General features: G+C 44.8%; 21 protein-coding genes and 1 pseudogene. 10 read left to right on the top strand and 12 right to left on the bottom strand.

Annotated elements, in window-relative coordinates:
- The 3 genes from HRU42_RS00110 to HRU42_RS00100 all read right to left on the bottom strand — a co-directional run bounded on the left by HRU42_RS00110 (window position 1) and on the right by HRU42_RS00100 (window position 1,598).
- Window positions 1-657 carry an NADH-quinone oxidoreductase subunit B family protein gene (locus HRU42_RS00110; protein ID WP_295027848.1) on the bottom strand — a complete coding sequence of 219 codons (657 nt, stop codon included), beginning with the start codon at window positions 655-657 and terminating at the stop codon, window positions 1-3.
- The gene (locus HRU42_RS00105; RefSeq protein ID WP_295027846.1) at window positions 657-1,028 is read right to left on the bottom strand and encodes an NADH-quinone oxidoreductase subunit A; all 372 of its coding nucleotides are present in this window, start codon (window positions 1,026-1,028) and stop codon (window positions 657-659) included. Before HRU42_RS00105 ends, HRU42_RS00110 begins: the two co-directional genes overlap by 1 nt.
- 138 nt (window positions 1,029-1,166) lie before the next feature.
- Window positions 1,167-1,598, bottom strand: coding sequence for a CBS domain-containing protein (locus HRU42_RS00100; protein WP_295027844.1), 432 nt, complete (start codon window positions 1,596-1,598; stop codon window positions 1,167-1,169).
- A 283-nt stretch (window positions 1,599-1,881) separates the two neighbouring features.
- Between HRU42_RS00100 and HRU42_RS00095 the strand changes: the two are divergent.
- Window positions 1,882-2,068: pseudogene (locus tag HRU42_RS00095) on the top strand (TetR/AcrR family transcriptional regulator); the annotation flags it as partial.
- 79 nt (window positions 2,069-2,147) lie between these two features.
- On the opposite strand, the gene cysK reads toward HRU42_RS00095, so the two are convergent.
- On the bottom strand, window positions 2,148-3,116 hold the full coding sequence (gene cysK, locus HRU42_RS00090; RefSeq protein ID WP_295027842.1) for a cysteine synthase A: 969 nt from the start codon (window positions 3,114-3,116) through the stop codon (window positions 2,148-2,150).
- A gap of 299 nt (window positions 3,117-3,415) precedes the next feature.
- Between cysK and HRU42_RS00085 the strand changes: the two genes are divergently transcribed.
- On the top strand, window positions 3,416-4,609 hold the full coding sequence (locus HRU42_RS00085) for an RDD family protein (protein ID WP_295027840.1): 1,194 nt from the start codon (window positions 3,416-3,418) through the stop codon (window positions 4,607-4,609).
- Window positions 4,610-4,872: 263 nt separating this feature from the next.
- Here HRU42_RS00085 and HRU42_RS00080 read toward each other — a convergent pair whose 3' ends face one another.
- The 7 genes from HRU42_RS00080 to HRU42_RS00050 all read right to left on the bottom strand — a co-directional run bounded on the left by HRU42_RS00080 (window position 4,873) and on the right by HRU42_RS00050 (window position 14,588).
- On the bottom strand, window positions 4,873-5,349 hold the full coding sequence (locus HRU42_RS00080; protein ID WP_295027838.1) for a MarR family transcriptional regulator: 477 nt from the start codon (window positions 5,347-5,349) through the stop codon (window positions 4,873-4,875).
- Between the two features lie 128 nt (window positions 5,350-5,477).
- Window positions 5,478-6,182, bottom strand: a complete 705-nt coding sequence (locus tag HRU42_RS00075; protein WP_295027837.1) for a TorF family putative porin — start codon at window positions 6,180-6,182, stop codon at window positions 5,478-5,480.
- 30 nt (window positions 6,183-6,212) lie between these two features.
- The gene (locus HRU42_RS00070; protein WP_295027835.1) at window positions 6,213-7,430 is read right to left on the bottom strand and encodes a BCCT family transporter; all 1,218 of its coding nucleotides are present in this window, start codon (window positions 7,428-7,430) and stop codon (window positions 6,213-6,215) included.
- 240 nt (window positions 7,431-7,670) lie between these two features.
- Window positions 7,671-9,365, bottom strand: coding sequence for a choline dehydrogenase (betA, locus tag HRU42_RS00065; protein WP_295027834.1), 1,695 nt, complete (start codon window positions 9,363-9,365; stop codon window positions 7,671-7,673).
- 9 nt (window positions 9,366-9,374) lie between these two features.
- Window positions 9,375-10,838: a betaine-aldehyde dehydrogenase gene (gene betB / locus HRU42_RS00060; RefSeq protein WP_295027832.1), complete on the bottom strand. Its 1,464-nt coding sequence runs from the start codon at window positions 10,836-10,838 to the stop codon at window positions 9,375-9,377.
- On the bottom strand, window positions 10,829-11,434 hold the full coding sequence (betI, locus tag HRU42_RS00055; RefSeq protein ID WP_295027830.1) for a transcriptional regulator BetI: 606 nt from the start codon (window positions 11,432-11,434) through the stop codon (window positions 10,829-10,831). The genes betB and betI overlap by 10 nt, the downstream gene beginning before the upstream one ends.
- A 787-nt stretch (window positions 11,435-12,221) precedes the next feature.
- Window positions 12,222-14,588, bottom strand: coding sequence for a DUF5916 domain-containing protein (locus tag HRU42_RS00050; protein ID WP_295027829.1), 2,367 nt, complete (start codon window positions 14,586-14,588; stop codon window positions 12,222-12,224).
- A 358-nt stretch (window positions 14,589-14,946) separates the two neighbouring features.
- Here HRU42_RS00050 and HRU42_RS00045 point away from each other — a divergent pair, with 358 nt between their 5' ends.
- The 8 genes from HRU42_RS00045 to HRU42_RS00010 all read left to right on the top strand — a co-directional run bounded on the left by HRU42_RS00045 (window position 14,947) and on the right by HRU42_RS00010 (window position 22,563).
- Window positions 14,947-17,133 (top strand): OsmC domain/YcaO domain-containing protein, encoded by a 2,187-nt coding sequence (locus HRU42_RS00045; protein WP_295027827.1) that lies wholly within the window; start codon window positions 14,947-14,949, stop codon window positions 17,131-17,133.
- Between the two features lie 230 nt (window positions 17,134-17,363).
- Complete coding sequence (locus HRU42_RS00040; RefSeq protein WP_295027825.1) at window positions 17,364-17,645, top strand: hypothetical protein; 282 nt, start codon at window positions 17,364-17,366, stop codon at window positions 17,643-17,645.
- 466 nt (window positions 17,646-18,111) lie between these two features.
- Complete coding sequence (gene lspA, locus HRU42_RS00035) at window positions 18,112-18,624, top strand: signal peptidase II (protein ID WP_295027823.1); 513 nt, start codon at window positions 18,112-18,114, stop codon at window positions 18,622-18,624.
- Between the two features lie 496 nt (window positions 18,625-19,120).
- Window positions 19,121-19,474 (top strand): YkgJ family cysteine cluster protein, encoded by a 354-nt coding sequence (locus tag HRU42_RS00030; protein ID WP_295027821.1) that lies wholly within the window; start codon window positions 19,121-19,123, stop codon window positions 19,472-19,474.
- Window positions 19,475-19,785: 311 nt separating this feature from the next.
- A complete protein-coding gene (lpcA, locus tag HRU42_RS00025; protein WP_295027819.1) occupies window positions 19,786-20,364 on the top strand; it encodes a D-sedoheptulose 7-phosphate isomerase in 579 nt (192 codons plus the stop codon).
- A gap of 798 nt (window positions 20,365-21,162) precedes the next feature.
- Window positions 21,163-21,753 carry a DUF2975 domain-containing protein gene (locus HRU42_RS00020; protein ID WP_295027817.1) on the top strand — a complete coding sequence of 197 codons (591 nt, stop codon included), beginning with the start codon at window positions 21,163-21,165 and terminating at the stop codon, window positions 21,751-21,753.
- On the top strand, window positions 21,753-21,962 hold the full coding sequence (locus HRU42_RS00015; RefSeq protein WP_295027815.1) for a helix-turn-helix transcriptional regulator: 210 nt from the start codon (window positions 21,753-21,755) through the stop codon (window positions 21,960-21,962). Before HRU42_RS00020 ends, HRU42_RS00015 begins: the two co-directional genes overlap by 1 nt.
- Before the next feature lie 13 nt (window positions 21,963-21,975).
- The gene (locus tag HRU42_RS00010) at window positions 21,976-22,563 is read left to right on the top strand and encodes an outer membrane beta-barrel protein (RefSeq protein WP_295027813.1); all 588 of its coding nucleotides are present in this window, start codon (window positions 21,976-21,978) and stop codon (window positions 22,561-22,563) included.
- Window positions 22,564-23,273: 710 nt separating this feature from the next.
- Here HRU42_RS00010 and HRU42_RS00005 read toward each other — a convergent pair.
- Window positions 23,274-24,305 carry a transposase gene (locus HRU42_RS00005; protein WP_295027811.1) on the bottom strand — a complete coding sequence of 344 codons (1,032 nt, stop codon included), beginning with the start codon at window positions 24,303-24,305 and terminating at the stop codon, window positions 23,274-23,276.
- Between the last annotated feature and the right edge of the window lie 219 nt (window positions 24,306-24,524).

The following is a 24,524-nucleotide window of genomic DNA, read 5'->3' as shown; positions in this document are numbered from 1 at the left end:
CTATACCCTGTCTGGCGGCGTGAGTTTATCGCTAGCGACTCTTGCGGCATGTTTTTCATCCCGCAGGTTACGGCAGGCAAAACTGTCTATCTCTTCGGGGGTGATGACGCGATTGAGTGGCCTTCTCTGTCTGGGATAGCCATTCTTGATGGCCTCTTGTAGCAGGGTTAATCCGTACATCAGGGCTTCTGGTCTGGGAGGACAACCGGGAACATAAAGGTCTATGGGCAGGAATTTATCTGCGCCCTGAACCACGCTATAGACATCATACATGCCGCCGGAATTGGCACATGAGCCCATGCTGATCACCCACTTGGGTTCCAACATCTGGTCATAAAGGTGCTTGATCACCGGGGCCATCTTAAGAAATACGGTACCTGAGATGACGATAAGATCGGCCTCTCTTGGCGTCGCGCGTATGACTTCAGAACCGAACCTGGCGATATCATGACGACTAGTGAAAGAGGTTGCCATCTCGACGTAGCAGCAAGATAAGCCGAAATTAAACGGCCATAGGGAGTTGCTTCTTCCCCAGGCGACTAGGTCTTCTAAGCGGGTGACTAACAGGTTCTTCTCGACCACCTCTTGCATGCTCATCGAGGCCGTCGGGATCGACTGAGTGTCGTCAGGGTTAGGTTTTGTCAGCTGCCAACGCATCAAGAATCCTCCTCTTTACGAATGCCCCAATCGAAGGTGCCTTGTTTGATCTCATAAATTAAGGCGATGAACAGGGCTAAGATAAATAAACTGGCTGTGGCTAGACCGGGCCAACTTGTTTCCACCACCACCAAGGACCAGAGGTAGAGAAATACCGCTTCGATGTCGAAAATCACGAAGGAGATGGCGATTAAAAAATAGTTCACGTTCCAACGAATATGGGTATCACCAACAGGAACAATGCCAGATTCATAGGGGTAGGCGTTGGTTCTCTTATGACCTCTGGGATTTAAGGCATATGACACAATAATCATGGTCATGGTGACTATGATTATTGCGAAAACATAGAAAATAAAACTCGCAGGTAGCATAACTCAGCGCCTTATTCTTTGTTTCTTATTCTAATGAATGATTCGTGTTCGCAAGCTTGGTCGCTTGACTGCATTGGCGAGTGCAAGAGGGCTGAGCTGCCATCTAGACACATTAAACCAAGCGTATCAGATGAAAAACTACACTAAGCGGCTATGTCCACGCTTATACATGGCTCTTAAATGGTCATCTATGGCCTTCAATACCGCTGTACGATTAATGACACCGATCAATTTATCTTCATCATCGACGATAGGGTAAATCTTGGGCTGGTGGTGGGTCATTTTTTGCGCTAGGTCCAGTACCGAAGATTCCTTCTTCACAGTAAGAGGCTCGCCATGCATCACATCACCAACGTGATAGTGGTTTTCATTGAGGTAGGTGGCTTCTAGCATCTTGATTAAGCAGTCTTGCTCGGATAGAAAGCCTATGACCTTCCTATTTTCATCGATGACGGGTCCACCAATCTGTTGGTTATGCAAGAAGAGTTCTACGGCCTCTGCAATTGGCATATGCGCTGTAAATGTTACTGGACGTCTATTCATGTAGTCAGCAATTTTAATCGACTCCATAGCTCGCTCCCTTATTGCAACTGAGTGGTCCTGTCTGTCATATTGAGTTAACGTAATGTTAAATTGATATGTATGCTGCCTAAGCATCTGAATGATGCTCTGTTGTTATAAGATTAGACGGAATTCCTTGTTTTGTTAGATAAACAAAAAAAAGAATTAAAAACCAACACTGGAGCATTTTTTATAGTGACTTATATTGCTAAAGTTGAAAATGTTGAACTTAGTGCCTCATTACTCGCGTAAAAATAACATTTTGACTGACTAGAGAACCAAGGGATTGACTATGACTCATCCATTAATTGATGTGGGACGTCAAACGAGCCGAAGTGACGGCTGATTATTTTAGAAGCCAGCCTAAGGCTTATCGTTAAGGAGGGGATCCGGGGGTTCGCCATCGCGCCGTGGCGAAAGAAGCCGATGTACCTTTAGCTTCTACGACCTATTACTTTAAAGACAGCAAAGATCTTATCAGAGCTATCCTTGCGTAATTGGCAGGCATAAAAAAACCGGATATCAGATCCGGTTTTTTAATTCGAGTGTCAGTGATGTTTATTGAACGTTTTCAGCGTCAGAAAATTCACCCTGGAATAAGGCTGAAGAGAGATAACGCTCGGCAGCAGAAGGTAAAATCACCACTATGGTCTTGCCTTCAAATTCAGGAAGTTCGGCAATGCGATTCGCAGCGACGACCGCAGCACCGGAAGAGATCCCCACTAAGATGCCTTCCTCTTTCATCAAACGTTGGGCCATTTCGATTGACTCTTCGTTCGTCACAGCTTCGACGCGGTCAACCATTTCCAGATCCAAGTTGCCAGGAATGAAGCCGGCACCTATACCTTGGATCTTATGTGGCCCAGGTTGTACCGCTTGACCCGCAAGAGTCTGGGCGATAACAGGTGAGTCTGCGGGCTCTACAGCGACAGAGGTGATGGCCTTACCCTTAGTATTCTTAATAAAACGGCTCACTCCTGTGATAGTACCACCGGTGCCCACACCCGCGACTAAGACATCGATTTCACCGTCGGTGTCATTCCAGATCTCTGGACCCGTTGTTTTCTCATGGATTTCCGGGTTAGCCGGGTTATTAAATTGTTGCAGTAATACATATTTTTCAGGAGCAGATTGGCGAATTTCTTCGGCCTTATCGATAGCCCCTTTCATGCCTTTAGCACCATCGGTAAGCACCAAGTTAGCGCCCAAAGCTTTTAGCAGTTTACGGCGCTCCAGGCTCATGGTGTTTGGCATGGTTAGAGTCAGTTTATATCCGCGAGCGGCCGCAACATAAGCCAGGGATATGCCAGTATTGCCCGATGTTGGCTCAATAAGCTCTTTACCTTGAGTCAGCAAACCTTTCTTCTCAGCATCCCAAATCATATTTGCACCGATGCGACACTTAACGCTAAAGCTTGGGTTTCTGGCTTCTATTTTGGCTAAAACATTGCCTTTACTCACACGTTTAAGGCGAACCAGAGGGGTGTTACCTATGGTATATGAATTGTCTTCGAAAATTTTGCTCATTGCTTGCTGCTCCTTTGAATATTCAAGCTAATCATAATCGCCTTTAGCGGCAATAGAAGTGATAGTTTGTTCTTCGTTATTCCATTTTGTTATTAAACATCATATATCTAGTATTAAACCTTGAGTTGGATGATGGTTAAAAATGTTAAGCTATTGTATCTATATTGATTCCGGCTTATATCTGGCGCCAATCTTAGATGTTTAATATAGAGGTATTTACCTATCTTGGCATAAAATTTTTGCTCGCATCGGCATAAGTTTACCTGTGTAGAAACTAAAAATAATAACAATGGATAGCTATGACAAGTACAGCCCACGAGAAAAAACCTGCGCACGTCTCGCCAATGTCTCCTAAAACCGATCCTAAATCCATCGTCACTCCTTTTGCCTTCGAGATTGCGCCTCAGGTACTGTATACCCCGTTAGCGACCCCGATGAAGCGTGGCTTGGCCATCTTGGTCGATGGTTTGCTGATCTCAGTGCTCGCAGAACAGGCGGGCTGGGTGTTTCTGCTATTGGTAGGTTTGACCTTGCTGATCCAGAGAAAGAGTCGTCAACTCGGCAATTTTTTTAAATGGGGCCTGTATCTCTCCATGCTGGTGATGATGCTTTGGGTGACGATAGGGGGCTTCTTCTCCGGTGATGATCCTGATAGTGAGCCCGTCATTTCCGCTGCGCCGATGTCACTCGCAGCGGTAAGCCAGCTTATCGGTTATGTACCCAATATTATTCGTTTTAGCCATTGTTTAACGTTAGATTGCGCCGAAATTGAGCTAACCGAATTAGTGCCTGCACTGCGAGCATCACAACTGCCAATATCTGAGCAAGTCTCTATAGTCAATAATGCCATAGATGACATAGGCTTATCGGCAGCCGATAAGACTCTGCTTAAGCAGAACATAGCGCAAGACTTGGCCGAAATGGATGAGTTAAACAGGCTAGAGAAAGATAAGCTAAATGAGACCAGTGTCGCTAAGGCGGCTGAATTAGTGCCGTCACAGGGAGCTGAATCATCTGGCGCAGAGGACATCCCAACCAATACTCGGGTGTTACAAGAGCTGAACTTAGGGGAGAAGATCCAAGAACTGCATGAGTTGAGCCAATCGGATGAGGTGAGACAGTTACAAGAGTTAGACCAAGAAGATGATGAGGCAGACGACTACAGTTTAATTTCCTGGGCCAAGGGGATACTCAATGACTTGGGGCTGGGATTTGGTTGGGCTGCTTTTTACTTCACCGTTTTCACAGCCTGGTTTGATGGACAAACTTTAGGCAAGAAGCTACTGGGGATCAGAGTCATTCAACTCGATGGCACTAAACTCTCTCTATGGGATTCATTTGGTCGTTATGGGGGGTATGGTGCAGGATTTGCGACCGGGCTACTCGGATTTCTACAGATATTTTGGGATGCCAACAGGCAGGCAATACAAGATAAAATTTCGGCAACCGTGGTGATCGATCTCAAGAAGGCAAAAATAGATTCGGCTCGATGACAGGAAGGGGAAATTGTCAGGTTAGTGCTGTCGAAACAGGCAGCCTTAACCTTTGCTCTGCTGGATATCGATTTTTTAAGCAGGCCACGGATAGCTAAGGCCACTATGTGGGCAATGAAGTGTTACTTCGAAGGGGATATGTTTATCTACAGGCATTGCTGGGTGGGCAGATGATAACCTAGATGAGCCTATTCAAAGAGCCGATAAGGCCCTTTATGATGTCAAAGAGTCTGGCCGAAATCTAGTGTGTGTCTAAGCCTAGGTTATTCTTCTGCTTGGATCTGGCCCACCAGTAACACGGGAGCTGCATCGAGTTCCTGAGCATCCATCATAGTGGCGATACGCTCTACGGATGACAGCAGTTGGCTCTGTTCCCACCCTTCGAGGTTTTGATAACGGGTAATAAAATGCTCTTGGAGGGGCTTGGGGGCGCTGCTCAGTAATGCTTGTCCAGTTTCACTCAATGACAGGTGAACCTTGCGCTTATCCGTTTTACTACGAGTTCTGAACACCAACTTTCGGCTTTCGAGTCTATCGATAATCGTGGTCACAGTGGCGGGGCTCAGGGCAACTTCTTGGGCTATCTCTTTGACAAGAGGTGCGTCCAGATGGGCAATGTTTTGCATGACCATGAGTTGAGGGCCTGTTAACCCCGATTGCTTATTCAGCTGACGGGAATGTATATCGATGGCCCGAATCACACGGCGCAATGAAATCAATAGTTGTTCGTACTTTTCCATAATCCTCCCCTCATTTTTGAGCACATTAACAGAATTGTTTGTGGGACTCACGCGACAAACATGCAGAATAACGTTTAGCCGCTATTCTGCATGTTTTTGACTAGGTCACCTAGCTAAGCAAGGTCAAGTTAGAAACCAAAGGTGCGTGCCACAGACAATACCGCTCGGGTATCACTGGTATCTGTATCCATGCTGGTGTTTTCTACTGCCAGGTTAAAGTCGAAGCCTTGCCAGCTGGTCATATACTCGGCGCGGAAATGGTTGTAGGACTTATCTCCATCCCATGCCCATTTGTCTTCATCGAGAGAGGTTGAGCGATCGATAACGACTCGAATATCATGACCTTCGGCAACAGTAAATGTATGCGCCGCCATCATGATGTAATGACCTGCACCTTCACCAAAGTAATCCCATGTATACCAGAAGTTAAGTTCACTCTGTCCCATTGATGATGCATAACCGAATTTGGTATACAGTTCAGGGTATTGGTAATCGTCTGATCCCGAATCACCATGATAGGTGTAATAAGCGATACCGGCATCCAGAGTCACGCTCTGCGTTAGCTGGAAGAACTTGCCGCCATAGAAGTCTAACTCTAACCAGGTATCGTCAGCCGAGCCAAAATCGACATTTGAGGCCCAAGTGCCCACATACCAACCGGAATCTGCTGCATAGTCTAGGCTGGCCTGTATTGCTGGGCTATTATCTGTCTGGCTCACACCGTTGAACGTGTAATCAGACACCGCGGTGACGGTCGAGCTTACGCCTGCTATTGCCGTTGTAGGTAGGGCTATTAATCCCAGTAATGCCAGATTTTTTATTGTATTGTTCATCATCTTCTCTTTGTTGTATTTTTAGCTTAATTAGTTAGCTAATTCAATTTTATTAAAATCAATCTTGTTTGCTTTTGGTGACGCTTCGATGGCCGCCACTCGCTTATATTTCTTCGCCAAAATATAACAGAAGCAACCTAAAATCAGGCCGATAGCCACTGCACCTACCCACTGTATTTGTAGGAAATCCAGTTGGAACAGCAAGGTTAAGCCACTCATTAGCACTACGTTGCCTAAGATGTACTTGGTCTTACCGAAACGTTGCACTGTTAAGTTAAGGTTGTCGGTATAGAGTCGGATGAGTGAATCCAGTGAATTAATCACAAAGGTGATACCCACCATGACCATAGCCAAGTTATAAAAGCCGGTGGTCGCGATTTCGTTGGCGCTATAGTAATAGAGCACAGTGAACCAAACTGCGATGGGGATAGATGGGAACACCATCATGGCAATCAGCACTTGATAGGTCTTCATACCACCGACGAAACGAGAGGTAAATTGACCAATCATGATGCTCCAGGCAAACCACCAAAACAGGTAGAATTCATGGTAATCATTCATCGGTAATACAAAGTGATGTAGGTTGCCGAAGTAATCGCCGATCATGGCAAAGGTGGTGACAAACTCGCCGACACCCGAGCCGTCCGATAAGAAGGCACCAGCCCACATGATCACGATCAAGCCTAAGAACATCCAGGTGCTGACTAAGCTCAGGGTGCGAACGTAACGAATACTGGTACTGGAATAAACTGCGGTGGCAATCACGGCAAAGACTATCAGATAGAAGCTGCTGACAATGGTCTCACCGTCGCCCATCCCTGGCAGATACCAAGGCAGATTAGTTAGCAAGAGGTAAGCGGTGAAGGCACAGGTACCGATAATGACCAGGTTATTGATAAACTTAATCAGTGGGATTTCAAAGAATTTAACTCTAGGCTCTATCACACAGAAATAGAAGCAAGTTAAGAAGTAAAATGCCCAGATCAGAAATGCCCAGAAGCCAAACTCTATGGCCAAAGGATTGCTAAAACCGTATTCAGGGCTAGCAGTCACATCTGCATAGCCGGCAAACTCGGTGAGTGGGAACATGATGAGTCCCACGTCGAGGCCAGAGGTGAACAGTATGGCGATAAAGGTGAAGGTACGAACTGGGGTGACACCGATACACTCCACATTACCCCAACGATAAATCACCAAGGCAATGGCGGCGAAGGTAAATAATATCCCGATAGTAAGCCAGGTTGTCATTATTGAGTCCTCGCCTTAATATTATGATAAAACATAGGTTTAGTTCCTTATTTTTATTCTAAAGGTGCCAAGGGACAAGGTTTTATACTCGTAAGAATCCCTCAAGCCTTAAACATCGATGCGACAAAATTTAAGGATTGATAAATTGAACTTGGCGTTAATAGGGCCATTTAGCCGATATGGCTCAGGTTGGCCTTAAACCTGGTCTGCTGATGTCTCGGGTTAACGAGTCATCAGGTGTTATCTTTTGGGTGGATTTAGCCTCTGTTTCAGCTGCCAATCACTGGTTAAGGTGACGGGGGCCGTACTGGCTTTCAGAGGTGCATTGCCCAAAATAAGATCGGCGGCGCGCTCGGCCACCATGATTGTCGGTGAGTTAAGGTTGCCATTGGGAATGGTGGGGAAAATCGATGAATCAACCACCCTAAGCCCTTGGATGCCATGTACTCTGGTTTCTGAGTCCACTACAGCCATAGCATCTTCGCCCATCTTGCATGAACAGGAGGGGTGATAGGCACTCTCGACCGAGCTCCTGACGAAGGTATCGATCTCTTCATCGGTTTGAACCGACATTCCAGGCTGGATCTCTTCGCCACGGTACTCATCGAGCCCAGGCTGATTGATGATCTCTCGAGTCAAACGTACACAAGCGCGGAAGGCTGCAATATCATCTTGGTGAGAGAGGTAGTTAAATTGAATACTCGGGGCCCCATGGGGATCGCTGGATACGACCTTGACTGCGCCGCGACTCTTTGGCTTATTATGACCTATGTGAACCTGGAATCCGTGCCCCGCGAAGGCCTCTTTACCGTCATAACGCATGGCAGCAGGCAGGAAGTGGTATTGCAGATCTGGCCACTCGAGTCCGGGTTTGGAACGAATAAATCCACAAGACTCGAAATGATTGGTCGCGCCTAAGCCTGATTTATTTAAGACCCAGCGAGTACCGATAAACAGCTTATTGAGTGGATCGAGTTTACCATTGAGCGAAATGGGTTTAAGGCACTTAAACTGAAAATAGAACTCGAGATGATCTTGTAGATTCTCGCCCACACCCGGTAACTCATGTACCAGTTCGATACCTGCCTTGGCCAAAGTATCGGCCTCACCTATGCCTGATAACTGCAGAATGTGTGGCGAGCCGATGGAGCCAGCGCTGAGCACCACTTCATTGTTGCACTCGATATCGGTTATCTTGCCCTTGCGCTCATAACGAACACCGACCGCTTTTTTACCCTGGAATAACACCTTGTGTACCAAGGCATGGGTAACCACTGTCAGGTTACTGCGTTTCATCGCAGGTCTGAGGTAGGCATTGGCCGTCGACCAACGTACGCCATTCTTGATGGTCATATGCATAGGGCCAAAACCCTCTTGCTGGGCACCGTTATAATCTGCGGTTGCCAAATATCCGGCATCGACACCCGCATCGACGAAGGCTTGATATAAGGGGTTTTTCATGTTGTTGCCGTTATTGACCGCCAGAGGTCCCGCATCACCACGGTACTCATCAGCGCCAAAGGCCCAAGTTTCGGCTTTCTTGAAGTAGGGCAGGCAATGGGCATAATCCCAATCTTTTGCGCCGCTGTGCTGCCACTCATCGAAATCACGGGCATGGCCTCTTACATAGACCATGCCGTTGATAGAGGAGGAGCCGCCTAATACTTTTCCCCGAGGGCAATGCATACGGCGATTGTCCAGATGAGGCTCGGCTTCGGTCTCAAACTGCCATGCGTACTTGGCACTGTTCATCGGGATCGACAGGGCCGTTGGCATCTGGATGAAGATGCTCTTATCACTGCCACCTGTCTCTAATAAGAGCACCTTGTTCGCTGGGTCTGCCGACAGTCGATTGGCTAATACACAACCCGCACTGCCTGCGCCAACTATGATGTAATCGTATTCGGATTGTTTTGGTGTCTGGGTATTTGTCATATTCATGTCTTAAAACGGGCTTTCCAGTGGCTGCATACCGACATACACAGCTTTAATTTGAGTATAGGCTTTCAGGGTCTCGCTGCCGTTTTCACGGCCTATGCCTGACATCTTGTATCCACCGACGGGCATCTCAGCAGGAGAGGCACCATAGGCATTTATCCAGCAGATCCCAGCCTCGAGTTGATGGATAACGCGATGGGCGCGGGTGATGTCTTGGGTAAAGACCCCAGCGGCTAAGCCTAAACGAGTATCGTTAGCGCGTCTGATCACCTCATCTTCATCGGTAAAGGTCAGTACCGACATCACAGGGCCGAAGATCTCCTCTTTGCTCAGGGTCATCTCATCGGTGCACTGGGTGAAGATGGTGGGGGCGACGAAGAAGCCATTGGGGGCATTTTCTGGTCGTAAGGCATGGCCGCCTGTAAGCAGGTGTGCGCCTTCTGCCTTGCCTATCTCGATATACTCGAGCACTTTTGCTTGGTGGTCTTTAGAAATGAGGGCGCCAAAGTTGGTGGCCGGATCCATAGGATCACCGCAAACCATATTCTTCTGTGTGCGCTCAAGCAGTTTCTCGATAAAGCTGGGGTAAATGTCTTGCTGGACAAACACCCGAGTGCCGTTGGTACAGACTTCACCTTGAGTGTAGAAGTTACCTAACATGGCCGCAGATACCGCATTGTCGACATCGGCATCGTTGAAGATGATAAGAGGTGACTTGCCGCCGAGCTCCATGGTCACTTGTTTCAGTGAGCCCGCTGCCGCGGCCATCACTTTTTTACCCGTACCGACTTCTCCGGTGAAGGAGACCTTGGCGATATCCTCATGGGTAGTAAGCCAGGCACCAATGCGGCCATCCCCCTGAACGACGTTAAACACGCCATCGGGAACGCCTGCCTGAGTGAACACTTCGGCCAGCTTAATTGCCCCTCGGGGCGTCTCTTCAGACGGCTTAAAAATCATCACGTTACCGCAGGCCAGTGCCGGTGCCGACTTCCAGCAGGCTATTTGCAAAGGATAGTTCCATGCGCCAATACCGGCACAGATCCCTAAAGGCTCACGGCGGGTGTAATAGAAATCTGCGCCAACTTGCTGTTGATTGCCTTCGATACTTGGCGCTAGTCCTGCAAAAAACTCGATGGAATCGGCACCAGTAACCACGTCGACCACAGAGGCCTCCTGCCAAGGCTTACCCGTATCTTGTACTTCGATTGCGGCAAGTTCGTCATTGCGCTCTCGCAGAATCGCCACGGCCTTTAATAGAATGCGGCTACGTTCCATCGGGGTCATCTTTGACCAGATGGCAAAACCTGTCTTGGCACTTTCTATGGCCGCTTGCTGAATTTTTTCATCGGCGACTTCAACTAAATAGCTGACTTCTCCGGTCGCCGGATTAATGACTTCGAAGGTTTCACCTGTGTCATTGGAGAGAGAGTGTCCGTGGACATAATTTTGATAAACAACTAATGACATTGATGTTCTCCATGCTGGATGATCACAGCCTCAATAAAGGCTTTACATAATAATGGGGCTTGCTCGAATTCTTTCTCGGGGGATGCGCTTAATGCGCTGCGTAGCCAAAACCCGTCAATCATAGCCGCGGTCTGTCTTGAGGCCGTTATAGCCTCAGATTTAGGGAGTAATTGCTTGAAAGAAAACAGTAAGTTGCTATATAGACGTTGGCTGTTGATGTGCTGCAGCCTAGCCAAACCTGGTTCGTGCACCGCCTGAGACCAGAAGCTTAACCAGGTCTTAGTGGCCGGGGTTGAACGTTGAAACTCGGTAAAGTTAGCGTCGACAATCATGCACAAACGTTCGATTGATGTCAGACTTTTACCCGAGGTACGACTCAACAAAGCCTGTTTAAGCTGGTCGAGAAGATGCTTGAGTGTTGCTTCTATCAGACCCTGTTTACCACCAAAATAGTGACTGATGAGTCCGGATGATGTGCCGGCTAGAAAGCTAATGGTATTAATTGTGGTGTGATGTAAACCATGACGTTCAACTGAGATCAAAGTTGCGTCGATTAGCTGTTGTTGTCTCACTGTTTTCATTGGCGGCCTGGACATAAAAAAGCAAAACCCCGTGTTTTAACTTATTAATTGAACGTTCAATTAATTACAACTCTAATGGTTAGAGCTGTAACTATCAAATTTAATTTCCCAAGTGAGGCGTCAGTCACGGATTTTTTTAGGCGTTACAATTAGGGGTGCCTATATTGTAAGGTGTTGTTTGTTAGGGGTAAACGCAATGTTGAATCTGAGGTGGTTATCTAGAAAAATATTTTGATATTTTACCGAGAATTAGTTTCGACCCTAAGTTTTGTTGAGGTTTAGCGTTAATTTTAGTCGATTGAAATATCTGACAAGGGGGAGATTTTTTTGGAGATAAGTGTTTCATTGGGATGAATATCTAATTGTAGAGTCAGATTGTTTACAACATGGGCCACCGAAAAAGAGTAACAAAAATGGCTGCTTTTTAGCAAGTAAGCCGCTTTCTTACTCGTCTTAGTGACAAATTTCAGCAAGCAGCAAGCAGCAAGTTATAAGCCATAAGTTAGAGTAGCCAGACCTAACTCAGCCTCATAGCGTGTATGAGGTTTGCTCATCTTATTGTACTTAGTCTTACAATTTAGAGCAGCCCGGCGTAACTCAGATTTATGACGTGTATGAGGTTTGTTCATTTCCTACTGTATTCACTCACTAGCTAGAGCAGCCAGACGTAACTCAGATTTATGACGTGTATGAGGCTTGCTCATTTCCTACTGTATCCACTCACGAGTTAGAGCGGCCCGGCGTAACTCAGATTTATGACGTGTATGAGGCTTGCTCATTTCCTACTGTATTCACTCACGAGTTAGAGCAGCCAGGCATAACTTAATTTCATAAAGTAGGTCTGCTCATCCCTCGTCAGAGAATCGATATTGTCGTTTGACTGCATACCGTCTGAATACCCTAGGTAAAATACACTCTGTGGGTTGAGCTTATAACCGTAGAGGATCTCACTGCCCAGACTCTGTTCGCTCTCTTTTGGTGTGCTGTAGAGGTATAAACTGGGATCGCGTTGAATATCGGTATAGATACTCGAGATGCGAATGAAGTTGTTGATATTGAAATACCAGCTGAGGCGCACGTCCGTTAAGTTAGCGGTGAACAGCTCGCCATCATCAACATCCAAGCTGCGATACATATGGGATAGGTCCAGAGATACGCTGTCGGTGATATTCCACTCGACCCCAGGGCTGATAAACAGCTGAGTGCCTAGTCGGTCGTTACTATAATCTATGCTGTCGCCGTAATCGGCATCCAGTTTTATGCTGACTTGTCTCAAAGGAGTAAATTCTGAATAGAGCCAGCCAACATTTTCGGTAAACATCTGCGTGTTACCTTCGATGGCCAGGCTCGACGCATCATGGCGTCTGCCGACACGGTCTCGATTGACAAAGCCAATGGCGGTGAAGCTTTGCATCGAGCCCTCAAACTCTATTCTGGCCTCAGTCTCCTCTTCGATTAACTCGCCCGCTTGATTGTGGCTGATGTCCCAATCGCCACTGAGTTCGATACGGTTGAAGCTGGAATTAAGGGGGTACCAGATATAGCCACCACCCGCGACCAACTTAGTCACATCGACTCGGCTGATAAAACCTAGGTCGGCTCTGAAATCGTCACCTATCGATTCATATTGAGTGAAGGCAAACCAGTTACGGCGTTTATGGACGTATTTGAGTCGATACAAGTCATCACCGATCTCATCATCTAGTTGGGTTCGCAACACGCGCTCATTGATGCCACAATCACCCAACTCACATGAGTTGTCGGGAATACAGGTATCTTCCGAGCAGAATTCCTTATACAGGTCATCGGGATATTCCGTGGTCGAGAATACATATTGAGCGGTCAAGGTATCTTGTTGTGTCGGCTGGTACTTCACATCACCACTGGCGACATAGTTATGGTATTGATCGCTTTGCTTGGCTGTGACGAGCGCGCCGATGGAAAGCTCACTGCCAAAATCGGCTCGGTATCGTCCCGCAAGGTTATGGCTTTCCTCAGAGATACTGGCGATATCTGAGCTCAGGTTACCCGGTATCAAAAAGTGAGTCTTAGTGTCGTTAGTGACCATCAGGGCGAAGGTGTGGTTATCGACCTTGCTGGTGAGCTTGACTCCATAGTCGGGTGAGACAATATTTCGGGTATGCAGTAGCTGCAGTTGAGTATCGAAGTAGTCCTTGTTATCGAGGAAGAAGGCGCGTTTCTCCGGATAGAAGAGGGCGAAGGTGCTGTTAATATCCAGTTGGCCCGCATCGGCCTCGACCTGAGAAAAATCAGGGTTTATGGTGGCACTCAGTAAGGTATTTGGAGTGATCCCCCAGCGAATATCCAGTCCGGGCTCTATCTTGTTGTCATTACTCCAATCCTCTAACGGATCTAAATCTCGCTGACTGTTTCTGCTCATCACCAGTGACGGTGTGAGCTGTAGAGCTTGGCCAGACTCTATGCCGCTGAGGCCTGTCGCCGTGCCTAACTGGCAGAGTTGGCAGTTATTGTTTCTGTCAATGGAGTGAGTCGACAATCTATGGCTCTTATCTCTCGGGTAAAAACGAATAAACTCAATGCCCCAAGTCTGGACGTCCAGCTTGCTATCGAAATTGAACAGCCTTAAGGGCAACTCCATCTCTACCAGGTAGCCAGTATCGGTTTTTCGGGCACTGCTGTGCCAGATCCCATCCCAGGCGTTACTCTCTTGACCGGTAAGCTCATTTTCTATGGAGTCCATCTGTACGCCATAGGGGTTAACGAAGAACTGATAAGCGAGTCGCTCATCATTGAAGGTGTCTAGCTTGATGCCGACTAAGTCATCGCCCCAAAGAGCGTCGCGGTCGGTGATGTTGGCGCGGATAAGGTTGCCCTTGGCACTGGAGTCAGGGTCTTGTGCGACAAATGAGACAAATAGACTGGTTTGTGTGGCGAAAATTTTGACCTGAGTCGCCACGGGCGCTGCAATATTTTCGCCCGGGCTAGTTTCATATATAAGCTCAGTACTTGCCGCCAACAGCCACTGAGGCTCATCGAGCCGTCCATCTATGGTGACGCCTTGTTCGAGGCTAGGAATATCGATATGAAATTGCTGACTGGTCCCTGCTAAAACTGAAAATGTGCAGGCTAATAGAATAGTAGAGAGCAAGGGACGTACTAGAGCTTTAGATGTCGTTATGATTGCCATTGTGTTACTGCTAATGAGGTTATGTTATTGCTATGTGGCGGATTGTGACAGCTGAAGGCGTTTATGCGAAGCGTTAGTCGAGTGGAATATGTTACAAAAATTGTCAGACTTAGCATGAGAGCCGGTTGCATTTTTACTGTGGCTTGCTTTGGTCTTGGAAAAAAGGGGGTCTGTATATGTGTTTTTCAAGGCGAAAATCACAGGTAAGTTTCTACCTTGAATACACCGTTTTTCTCTAAACGCGCTTATTTGAGTCATTTTCGTAATTAACCCAAGACTATTGCGCTAAAAACACCGATAATTCTCTGCAATTAAGACAAGCTCGCCGATTGACAGCGCACGTATCTGGACATATTTAATGGAAATCAAAGTTAATTTTCTCGACAATCTTAGACTGGAAGCAAAGTTTGATGATTTTACCGTCACCGCCGATCAGCCTATTCGCTATAAAGGCGATGGCTCAGCTCCCAGCCCTTTCGATTATTTCTTAGCATCGTCAGCCCTTTGTGCGGCCTACTTTGTCAAGGTCTATTGTAAAGCCCGTGACATTTCAACGGAAAATATCCGACTGTCACAAAACAATATTGTCGACCCTGAAGATCGCTACAACCAAATTTTCCAAATACAGGTCGAGCTGCCAGATGACATTGCAGATAAACATAGAGAAGGCATCTTACGTTCTATAGATCGCTGTACCGTGAAGAAGGTGGTACAAACAGGTCCAGAGTTTAAAATTGAACCGGTTGCAAACTTAGACCAAGACGCTAATGCCATGTTGATGGGGCAAGCCGATGGCGATACTAGCACCTACATCTTGGGCAAAGACCTACCACTGGAACAAACCATCGCCAACATGACCGGCATGTTAGCCGATCTTGGCATGAAAATAGAGATATCTTCGTGGCGCAACATAATCCCTAATGTGTGGTCACTGCATATACGTGACGCCGCATCGCCCATGTGTTTTACCAATGGTAAAGGTGCAACCAAAGAAAGCGCGCTTTGTTCTGCACTCGGTGAGTTTATCGAACGCCTAAACTGCAACTTCTTCTATAACGATCAATTTTTCGGCTCCGATATCGCAACCAGTGAGTTTGTTCATTATCCCAATGAAAAATGGTTTCAATTAGAAGAAGACGACGCGCTACCGTCCGGTATTTTAGACGAATATTGTTTAGATATTTACAATCCAGATGGTGAGCTCAGTGGCTCTAATCTCATTGATACCAACTCGGGCATGGTTGAACGTGGCATATGTGCGATTCCCTATGTTCGCCACTCTGACGGTAAAACAGCGTACTTTCCCTCGAATTTGATTGAAAACCTATTCTTGAGTAATGGCATGAGCGCGGGCAATAACCTGCAAGAAGCTCAGGTGCAATGTTTATCTGAGATTTTTGAGCGCGCGGTCAAGAGACAGATCATTGAGCAAGAAATCATCTTGCCAGACGTGCCCATGGATGTGCTGCAAAAGTATCCAAGTATCTTAGCAGGCATCGAAGGCCTAGAAGCACAGGGCTTTCCTGTTGTGGTAAAAGATGCGTCACTCGGTGGCCAATTTCCGGTCATGTGTGTCACTTTGATGAACCCGAGAACGGGAGGGGTATTTGCCTCTTTTGGTGCTCATCCTAGTTTAGAAGTCGCGTTAGAGCGCAGCCTGACTGAGTTATTACAGGGGCGCAGCTTCGAAGGCTTAAACGACGTACCTAAACCCACCTTCGATAGCATGACGGTCACAGAGCCTGAAAACTTTGTCGATCACTTTATTGATTCGACCGGGGTTATTTCCTGGCGCTTCTTTAGTAGCAAGCATGACTATGAGTTTTGCGAATGGGACTTCTCAGGGACTAACCAAGAGGAGTCTGAGAGCTTATTTGGCATATTAAAAGATATAGGCAAAGAGGCTTACATCGCAGAATTTGTTGAGCTTGGTGCCTCAGTGTGCCGCATCTTGGTGCCGGACTACTCAGAAGTGTACCCAGTTGAAGATCTTATTTGGGACAACACCAACAAGTCACTCAATTATCGCGAAGATATTTTAAATCTCCATTCGCTGACTGCTGATGAGTTAACCAGCCTGGTCGAGCGTCTCGAAGAGAGTCAACTCGATAATCAAACCGATATTCCTACCTTGATTGGCATCGTATTTGATGACAATACCCCTTGGGGTCAGCTCACTATTATTGAACTCAAGATTCTGATCTACCTTGCCTTGGGTGAGCTTGAAGACGCCATGGAGCTTGTGGGCGAGTTCTTGCAGTACAATGACAATACGGTAGCGCGCGGCCTATTCTATCAAGCCGTACATGCCGTGCTTGAGGTTAGCCTAGATGAAGAATTGGCACTGGAACATTATATTGATAACTTCAATAGAATGTTCGGTAAAGACACCATGAGTAACGTGGTTGGCTCAGTCACAGGTGAGATTAAGTTCTTCGGATTGACCAAAACCAGCATGAAGCTAGAGGGCATAGAGCCGCACCTAAGGCTGATCGAAAGCTATAAGAAGCTGCATCAAGCCCGCAAGGTTAGCGCATCGAATTAATGCTATAGATTCTCTAATGCTAAGTGCTAAAAAGCCCGTCATCTGATGGGCTTTTTATTACCAAAAAAATTTAAAGTGTCATTGAGGCCAGGTGAATATATGATAAAAGTGGCGCAGCTCGATAAAACCTTAGCGAGTGGGATGATTAGTTGTTAAGTTTCAATTGAGTTATGCTTTTCATGTTAGCCAAGCATATTATCTAGTCAGATGAATCATTAGGGAGCGTAATCATGGATGAAGGTTTCATCATTTTTGTCGTGTTAGCATTTTTATTTATCTATAGCGAAATAAGAGCCACTAGAAGCAAGATCAATTTTCTCGAAAACAAAATCGATACCTTGCTAAAAAATAATGGCATTGTTTACGATGAAAAGTTACATGTACCCAAAGACGTCTTAACTGCGATCACCTTGGGGCATAAGCTTAAAGCCATTAGATTGTATCGTGATCAAACCGGAGCGAGTTTTAAAGAAGCACAAGAGATTATCGGTAGACTGGTCAAAGACATTTAACAAAGAATACGCTGTCAAGAGAAATAAATGACCATTCTAGCTCGTACCCGTTAGTCAAAGGTCAGTAAGTATTTAAGTGTGGTGACAGTGCCAATCTAGGATATGCAGTAACATGCATGGATGAATTCCGCCCATTTTTTGGAAGCTTGGTGCCGCAACTACACTCAGATTTTAACGAAAGGTGCTTTCTAGGCATTAAGTTTTCAGAGAGTAAAGCCACTGGAATTTGTATCGTTATAACTGAAATAGATTCAGGCACCGATTTTTCTCCTTGTTATAATCAGTGTAATAATTCTCGGTTTGTCCCGTCAAGATGGTTATTGCTTCACAGGAATCTTACTGGTATCTTATTAAAATCATTGTGAATAGTTTGCTCTTTACGATTAGATTAGTTATCTGTCTATGGAGTATTTAGCGGAATTAACGCTAATAAGACGTTAGTAGCTAGGAAAGGATTAGAGTAAATATGGACGTTTGGAAAAGATTATTAGTTATTTTTTTAGTTACCCTTTCATGTGTAGGTTGTGATCAAGCAACTAAGTTACTGGCATCAGAACACCTGCCTAAATTTCACATGACAAGCTACCTCAATGACATTCTCAGAGTTGGCTACACCGAAAATATAGGTGCTTTTCTTGGCTTAGGTAATAACTTAGCAGAAGGTACTCGATTCTGGATATTGGTTATTTTAGTGGGTGTTTTTTTATTTGGTTTACTAGCTTACTTAATTTTAAATTCAAAACAGAACCTTACATCTCTAATTGCATTATCCTTGGTATTTTCAGGTGGTCTGAGTAATTTCTATGACCGTGTAGTTAATAATGGTGCTGTTATCGACTTTCTAAATATTGGTTTAGGCTCCATTCGAACGGGAATTTTCAATGTAGCAGACATAGCAATAATGCTGGGTGTTTTTCTGCTTATCCTCTCTCAAAGAAAAATCAAGATACAGTGTGAGAGTATGCTAATCAAGCCTTAAACACTTAGATCCTAAGGATAACCGACAAGCTATTGGAAGCCGAGATTCGTCACTTGGACCTCGATAAACATCATCCCTGAGCGACGTTAACACGGTACCTTAACGGGATTGATTTTCTGTTAGCATAGTCGTTTTACTATCTCAAACGACTCACTGCCACCCTCTTATCCATCTCAATCGTATAAGGTGATAATCTGGGTCTAAAATTAGCTGTGTGTTTAAAATTACGCTATTTTCACCTTAATCGGAGAGATGAGGCTTGTTAAAGAAGGTAAAGTTTACTTCTAATTCTAGACAGAGTTAACGCTAGATTCTGTATCCTTATGTTATTGATTAATAATGGTTGGCCTGGTTTTTGACTCTGGTTTTTTGGGCTGCTGAGTAATGGGCCGCTCTGCCACGATTGGTCAGCTGTAAATTTAAAGGCGCTGTCAACTTTTAGTGAATTAGGTATAGCGCTATAATGATCGCGAATGGTAAAAAGAGTTAGGTATAAATGAATAATAACCGAGAGATAATCGCGATTCTACGCGAACGTATTCCGTCGTTCGAATGTGTGAAAGGATGTCACGATTGTTGTGGACCGGTAACGACGTCTTCGGAAGAAATGTCGCGCCTGCCAGTGAAAACCAATGCTGAACATGAAGCCGCATTAGATGAATGGAACTGCGTCCACCTGGGGCCTAACGGTTGCAAGGTGTACGAAGAGCGCCCCTTGATCTGCCGAGTTTTTGGCACCACACCAAATATGCCCTGCCCAAATGGTTGTCGACCTGAAGAAATGATTGACTCGAAAACCGAACGTCAGATCCATCACTACATTGCAAACACACGACAAGTGTTAGTGTAAGCTATAAACAGAGACACTCAGGTTAACACTGCAAGATGCTCATAAATTATTGTGCGCATCTTGAGAAACGACTATGGTACTTTTTGAGTAGGCTCAAAGTGCCAATAATGACTACTGATAACTGGCTTATTATGAATGGGGTTATCTAGAACTGCCTGAATTTCAACCATTGCCGACTTAGAATGTGCCAATAGCTGGTTCAATTGGCTTTATAGGTAAAAGCTCATTGAAAAATGACTATAGACTGGATATGTTATTGATCAGCAATGAGTGGCTGCATTTTTTGTTGCTCAGTATTAAGAAGATATTTTATGAACTTATCAATTATCAAAGATGAATTATTAGAAGCTGAAAAAGTATTACAAGATTTTTTAGCGGATGAAAAAAACCTAGAAAACATTGAAAAAGCCGCTACGTTATTAGCTAATTCATTTAAAAAAGAAGGCAAGGTACTTGCCTGTGGTAATGGCGGCTCACACTGTGATGCCATGCACTTCTCCGAAGAGTTAACCGGGCGTTACCGCGAACATCGTCCTTCTTACCCGGCGATTGCCATTTCAGATCCAAGCCATATCTCCTGCGTGGGTAACGATTATGGTTATGAGTATATTTTTTCACGTTATTTAGAAGGAGTGGGGCGTAGGGGGGATGTATTATTTTGCCTATCAACCAGTGGTAACTCGGCTAATATTTTAAAAGCGATTGAAGTCGCCAGAGATAAGGGCATTTCCATTATCGCCCTAACCGGTAAGGATGGCGGCAAAATGGCGGGGCTAGCAGATGTTGAAATTCGTGTGCCTCATTTTGGTTTTGCCGATAGAATTCAAGAAGTTCATATTAAGGTTATCCATATCTTGATCTATTTAATTGAAAAGAAAATGGCTGATTAGAAAGCGATTTCTGGGACAGTAGTAAGGCTTAAACAGAGACATACAAGGTTAATACTACAAGATGCTCACACGCTATGGTGAGCATCTTGAGAAACCACGGCGGCACATTTTCAGCCGTTGTCATGATTTTCAAGCTGGCAAAAAATCCAATCACGTACCCTATTAATCCCCTTTTTGAAGGCCATTACTTCATGGCTACCTGACGCTTGCTGCGGGTGTTGTACAAGGTTTTGTATGTTCCAGACACCGTAACGACATTCCTTATATCTCTGGATCAGATGTCATAGAAGGTCCTTGCTGCCGAAGCACGCCGCCAAATCTACACTTGATGATTTACGAGACAGTATTGTTTTCGAATTAACGGTTCCATAGCTGGATGCTTGTACTGTTACAACACAAATTGTACAGACAGAGATTTTTCTTCTCGTTATGTAAACCTATAAATTCTCGGCTTTACCAAGAGTAAATCGATATCGCATTGAAAAATATGATTTATACTTTATTAAATTTACATAACGACCCCATATATTCTCGTATTTTTGCCGCGTTCAACATGCCCCCTGTGTCAGGATTGTTGTCACTCAAGCCCGAGGCCTAGAAGACTTGTTTCCCTGGAATGCAAAACTAGGCTAGGTACGGCTCACCGGACGGATACCAGCATGTTGACCTAGTGTTATTGCCCGTGAGAACGCATGCGCTAAACAATATGTAGTTATCGTTTTACGGTAAAAAAGCATTGTTTTTTGTTTCTTATCTGTTACATTAAGCTCATTAAAGTAAATGTAGTAATTAAGTTTTATGTCAGAACAAGTGAAGATTCGAAAAATCTGTAAAGTGGTGCGTGTTTTAGTTGCATTATTTATCATGATGCAACTAGCTATCTTTAGTTTGCTATTAGTTTCAGGGCAAAATAATGAAGGAGGTTATCAGTTCTCAGAGAGTTTCACCTTTCTTACCTTTTTTACTTCTGGTGCGACGGTGGATTTTTCTGGTAGTTGGTCAGATCTGGCGAAGGCACTTACAGATGAAGGATTTAATAGCTTACTTATTTTAGGGGGAGCTGAACTTGTTCCGAGTATACTCATTTACCTGTCGTTATTTAAGTTATTCGGCTTGTATCAACGAGGGGCAATTTTTACCGCTGAAAATATTAAATGTATCAAAAAGATAGGCACTGTTTTATTGGCTTGGTTTGCACTAAAACTATGTTATCCCATTGTTGTTACCTTAGTGATACGATTTTCAGGTGCTTCAGATACATTATCTTTATATATTGGTTTGGGAACAACCGAACTGAAATATTTATTAATAGGGTTAATTATCTATGTCATTGCATGGGTAATGAATGAAGCGACAAGTTTACACCAAGAACAAGAGTTGGTGATCTAGTGGCTATTATTATTGAACTCGATGTGATGTTAGCTAAGCGAAAAATGAAGTTAAATGATTTGGCTCTAGCGGTGGGTATAACTCCACAAAACCTATCAGTGCTTAAAAGCGGCCGGGCAAAAGCGGTACGATTTTCTACACTCGATGCTATTTGTCAAACGTTGCAATGCCAACCCGGTGATATTTTACTTTATCAGACAGATGAATAAACAAGGAATAATGATGAAAAAACCTTTGGTGAATTTTTTAAGTTATGTTGCTTTAGTCACAACAATAGCAAGCTTTTCTGCGGCAGCATCTGATGACGAACCCTATACTTTTGTTGGCTTTGGGCTTAGCCAATATAATGACTTAGACAATTTAGATCTAAGTAAAGTAGATATTGATCTAGTGCCAGAGATTTTTGTAGGGTTTGGCAAGCAGTACCAATTAAATGAAGACTGGTTGTTGGCGACTGAAGTCTCGCTTCATTATGCAAAAACACACTTTAGTGGTTATGTTGAAAGCACCGCAGAACATGACAGTTTTCAGGGGCAAGAAGCATTTTCTGCTACTTATGCATCGGGAAATTATGAAGCCCTTGGCTTATGGGCGACATCACGATTTAATTATTTAGGCTTGAGTGAACGTGTTTCACCTTTTATTGAGTTAGCTGTGGGTATGGTCGAAACGAATCACGGGACACTTCTCGGTGAAGAAAAAAATCATGGTATTGGCTATAAAGCGGTAACCGGTTTAGAGTTTGAAGCGGCTAACAACATGACTATATCTCTTGGTTATGGTATTTCAAATAACGATAGCAAATTTTAACGACACTTTAGTATTATTCATTCAGTACAAGCCTGAGCTGCCAATTGAGCAGCTCTTTTTTGTTTAAGAACATCAAACCAGGTTACCGAAAATAGCACCAGGATAAACGCCATACTGGTCAGGACGACCATGTGTCAACCTGACCGTATCCCTCATTTTGTTGCTCTCTAATACTGTTATGTGATTGATTAACAATGGATGGCACTCGTTTTTTTAGAGTGTGATATTGCTAGTGTGAAAGGCTTAATCATGGCTGGCACCATGCATTCGCTACTTTGAACTTGGGGGTGTTTAAAGTATCAAAAAACTTATGGGTGTCCACTTATTGTGGTTGCATAAAGCACATCACCTTGATGTTTTAAATTAATATAAATCAAACGACTACAGGCTTTATAGCGCTTAAACTGTTAGAGTTGATATTTGGAGGAACGACCCACTATTTATCGTGGGTGGCTTGATAAATGCTACATCCATGTTTAACGGCCAGTTCGATAAAATATGTCCCTATAAAAAGGCCAGTTCAGCATCCATGCTTCTCGTTCATGAGCTTATGGCTATGCCATATTCACCCAGCCTCTCGTTCGGAAGCTCGCAGCCGCGTTCACACCCTGTTCTGGTTCCGAGAAAGTCATCTCTTCGATTTGGCTTTTCTCGACCAGCATTTTAACGTAGGAGCGGCTTCAGCCGCGAAGGCCTTTCCGAAGACCTTGCTAAGGAGATGGATGAAGTGCATTGCTGCTGGCTTTACCTTTACACCATAGCCCACAGTTATGCCGCTTTTTGAAAGCACACATAGCATCCCAACGACCACTAATACCACTGTATTGGCGGCGAAACTCTTTCGCTGAGGTGATCCAAGCCTCGGGTGCTATGCCAAGTTCATTGAGTAATTTAGGCTGGCTTGAATCAATAAAACCTTTTTTATCAGGCCTAATGGCTCTGCCTGTCCAATCGATAAGTTGAAGGTAATCACAGAAATGAAATGGGATGCCTGATTGAGTCGCTAGGTGGGCAGCACCATCAAATTGAGCAAGTGGTTGGAGTGGCTCAATCGAGGTTAATGCTGATTTATCATCATTTGCTTTAGTGTTTTTCTCAGAGGTATTTAGTTCGATAATACGCTCCTGAATAGACGTATAATCAGATGCTTGAAGTGTGTTCGCAATCCCAGCTCTGATAGGGTTTAAATCCACGTACATCATGCAGGCAAGGAGTGCTTGTTCATCGAGCAGGGCTTGGCTCTTAAAGCGTCCCTCCCAAAAAGCGCCTTTACATTCATCCTCACGATTGGCCCTACGTGCTATCTCTTCATTGAGACAGCGCATAAACCAACTAATACTCGATAGACGTTCATGCCACTCAGCGAGTAGAGCATCAAGCAGTAGACGCTCGCCCTCGATTAAGGTGTCCCCATTCATGTATTTAGTCGCTACATCATGTCCTTTAGTCACCTTACACCAAAGTGTAATCACCTCGCGGTTAGACAGCGACTTCGCTTTATCAAGGTTAATTTTCAGCACGAGATGATAGTGATTATTCATCACTGCATAGGCACAGACATCGATACAAAAGATAGCAGAAAGAGCCTTAACTTTTTCGACAATCCAGCCGCGTCTATGCTCGAAACTCTTACCTGTCAATTTATCTTCACCGCAAAGGTAAGCTCTTCTAACACAACGATTTATTATATGATAAAACGGAGTCGATTCTGGGTCGATAAGGGTTCGTCGAGCTGAAGTCATAGAAGCTACCTCATAAAAAGCTAAATCAAGATAACTTAAAGCTTAGTAGGGGATAACTGAAAAGACAAAAGATATGGCTGTCCTGTCTTTTAATTAACAATGGATGGCACTCGTTTTTTTAGAGTGTGATATTGCTAGTGTGAAAGGCTTAATCATGGCTGGCACCATGCATTCGCTACTTTGAACTTGGGGGTGTTTAAAGTATCAAAAAACTTATGG

Source organism: Shewanella sp. (assembly GCF_013214165.1).
GTDB lineage: Bacteria > Pseudomonadota > Gammaproteobacteria > Enterobacterales > Shewanellaceae > Shewanella.
This window is presented reverse-complemented; position numbering and strand designations above follow the sequence as displayed.

Excerpts from the sequence above, each read along its gene's own strand:
- HRU42_RS00110 (WP_295027848.1), bottom strand. The coding sequence starts at position 657 with ATGCGTTGGCAGCTGACAAAACCTAACCCTGACGACACTCAGTCGATC.
- HRU42_RS00105 (WP_295027846.1), bottom strand. The coding sequence starts at position 1,028 with ATGCTACCTGCGAGTTTTATTTTCTATGTTTTCGCAATAATCATAGTC.
- HRU42_RS00100 (WP_295027844.1), bottom strand. The coding sequence starts at position 1,598 with ATGGAGTCGATTAAAATTGCTGACTACATGAATAGACGTCCAGTAACA.
- cysK (WP_295027842.1), bottom strand. The coding sequence starts at position 3,116 with ATGAGCAAAATTTTCGAAGACAATTCATATACCATAGGTAACACCCCT.
- HRU42_RS00085 (WP_295027840.1), top strand. The coding sequence starts at position 3,416 with ATGACAAGTACAGCCCACGAGAAAAAACCTGCGCACGTCTCGCCAATG.
- HRU42_RS00080 (WP_295027838.1), bottom strand. The coding sequence starts at position 5,349 with ATGGAAAAGTACGAACAACTATTGATTTCATTGCGCCGTGTGATTCGG.
- HRU42_RS00075 (WP_295027837.1), bottom strand. The coding sequence starts at position 6,182 with ATGAACAATACAATAAAAAATCTGGCATTACTGGGATTAATAGCCCTA.
- HRU42_RS00070 (WP_295027835.1), bottom strand. The coding sequence starts at position 7,430 with ATGACAACCTGGCTTACTATCGGGATATTATTTACCTTCGCCGCCATT.
- betA (WP_295027834.1), bottom strand. The coding sequence starts at position 9,365 with ATGACAAATACCCAGACACCAAAACAATCCGAATACGATTACATCATA.
- betB (WP_295027832.1), bottom strand. The coding sequence starts at position 10,838 with ATGTCATTAGTTGTTTATCAAAATTATGTCCACGGACACTCTCTCTCC.
- betI (WP_295027830.1), bottom strand. The coding sequence starts at position 11,434 with ATGTCCAGGCCGCCAATGAAAACAGTGAGACAACAACAGCTAATCGAC.
- HRU42_RS00050 (WP_295027829.1), bottom strand. The coding sequence starts at position 14,588 with ATGGCAATCATAACGACATCTAAAGCTCTAGTACGTCCCTTGCTCTCT.
- HRU42_RS00045 (WP_295027827.1), top strand. The coding sequence starts at position 14,947 with ATGGAAATCAAAGTTAATTTTCTCGACAATCTTAGACTGGAAGCAAAG.
- HRU42_RS00040 (WP_295027825.1), top strand. The coding sequence starts at position 17,364 with ATGGATGAAGGTTTCATCATTTTTGTCGTGTTAGCATTTTTATTTATC.
- lspA (WP_295027823.1), top strand. The coding sequence starts at position 18,112 with ATGGACGTTTGGAAAAGATTATTAGTTATTTTTTTAGTTACCCTTTCA.
- HRU42_RS00030 (WP_295027821.1), top strand. The coding sequence starts at position 19,121 with ATGAATAATAACCGAGAGATAATCGCGATTCTACGCGAACGTATTCCG.
- lpcA (WP_295027819.1), top strand. The coding sequence starts at position 19,786 with ATGAACTTATCAATTATCAAAGATGAATTATTAGAAGCTGAAAAAGTA.
- HRU42_RS00020 (WP_295027817.1), top strand. The coding sequence starts at position 21,163 with ATGTCAGAACAAGTGAAGATTCGAAAAATCTGTAAAGTGGTGCGTGTT.
- HRU42_RS00010 (WP_295027813.1), top strand. The coding sequence starts at position 21,976 with ATGAAAAAACCTTTGGTGAATTTTTTAAGTTATGTTGCTTTAGTCACA.
- HRU42_RS00005 (WP_295027811.1), bottom strand. The coding sequence starts at position 24,305 with ATGACTTCAGCTCGACGAACCCTTATCGACCCAGAATCGACTCCGTTT.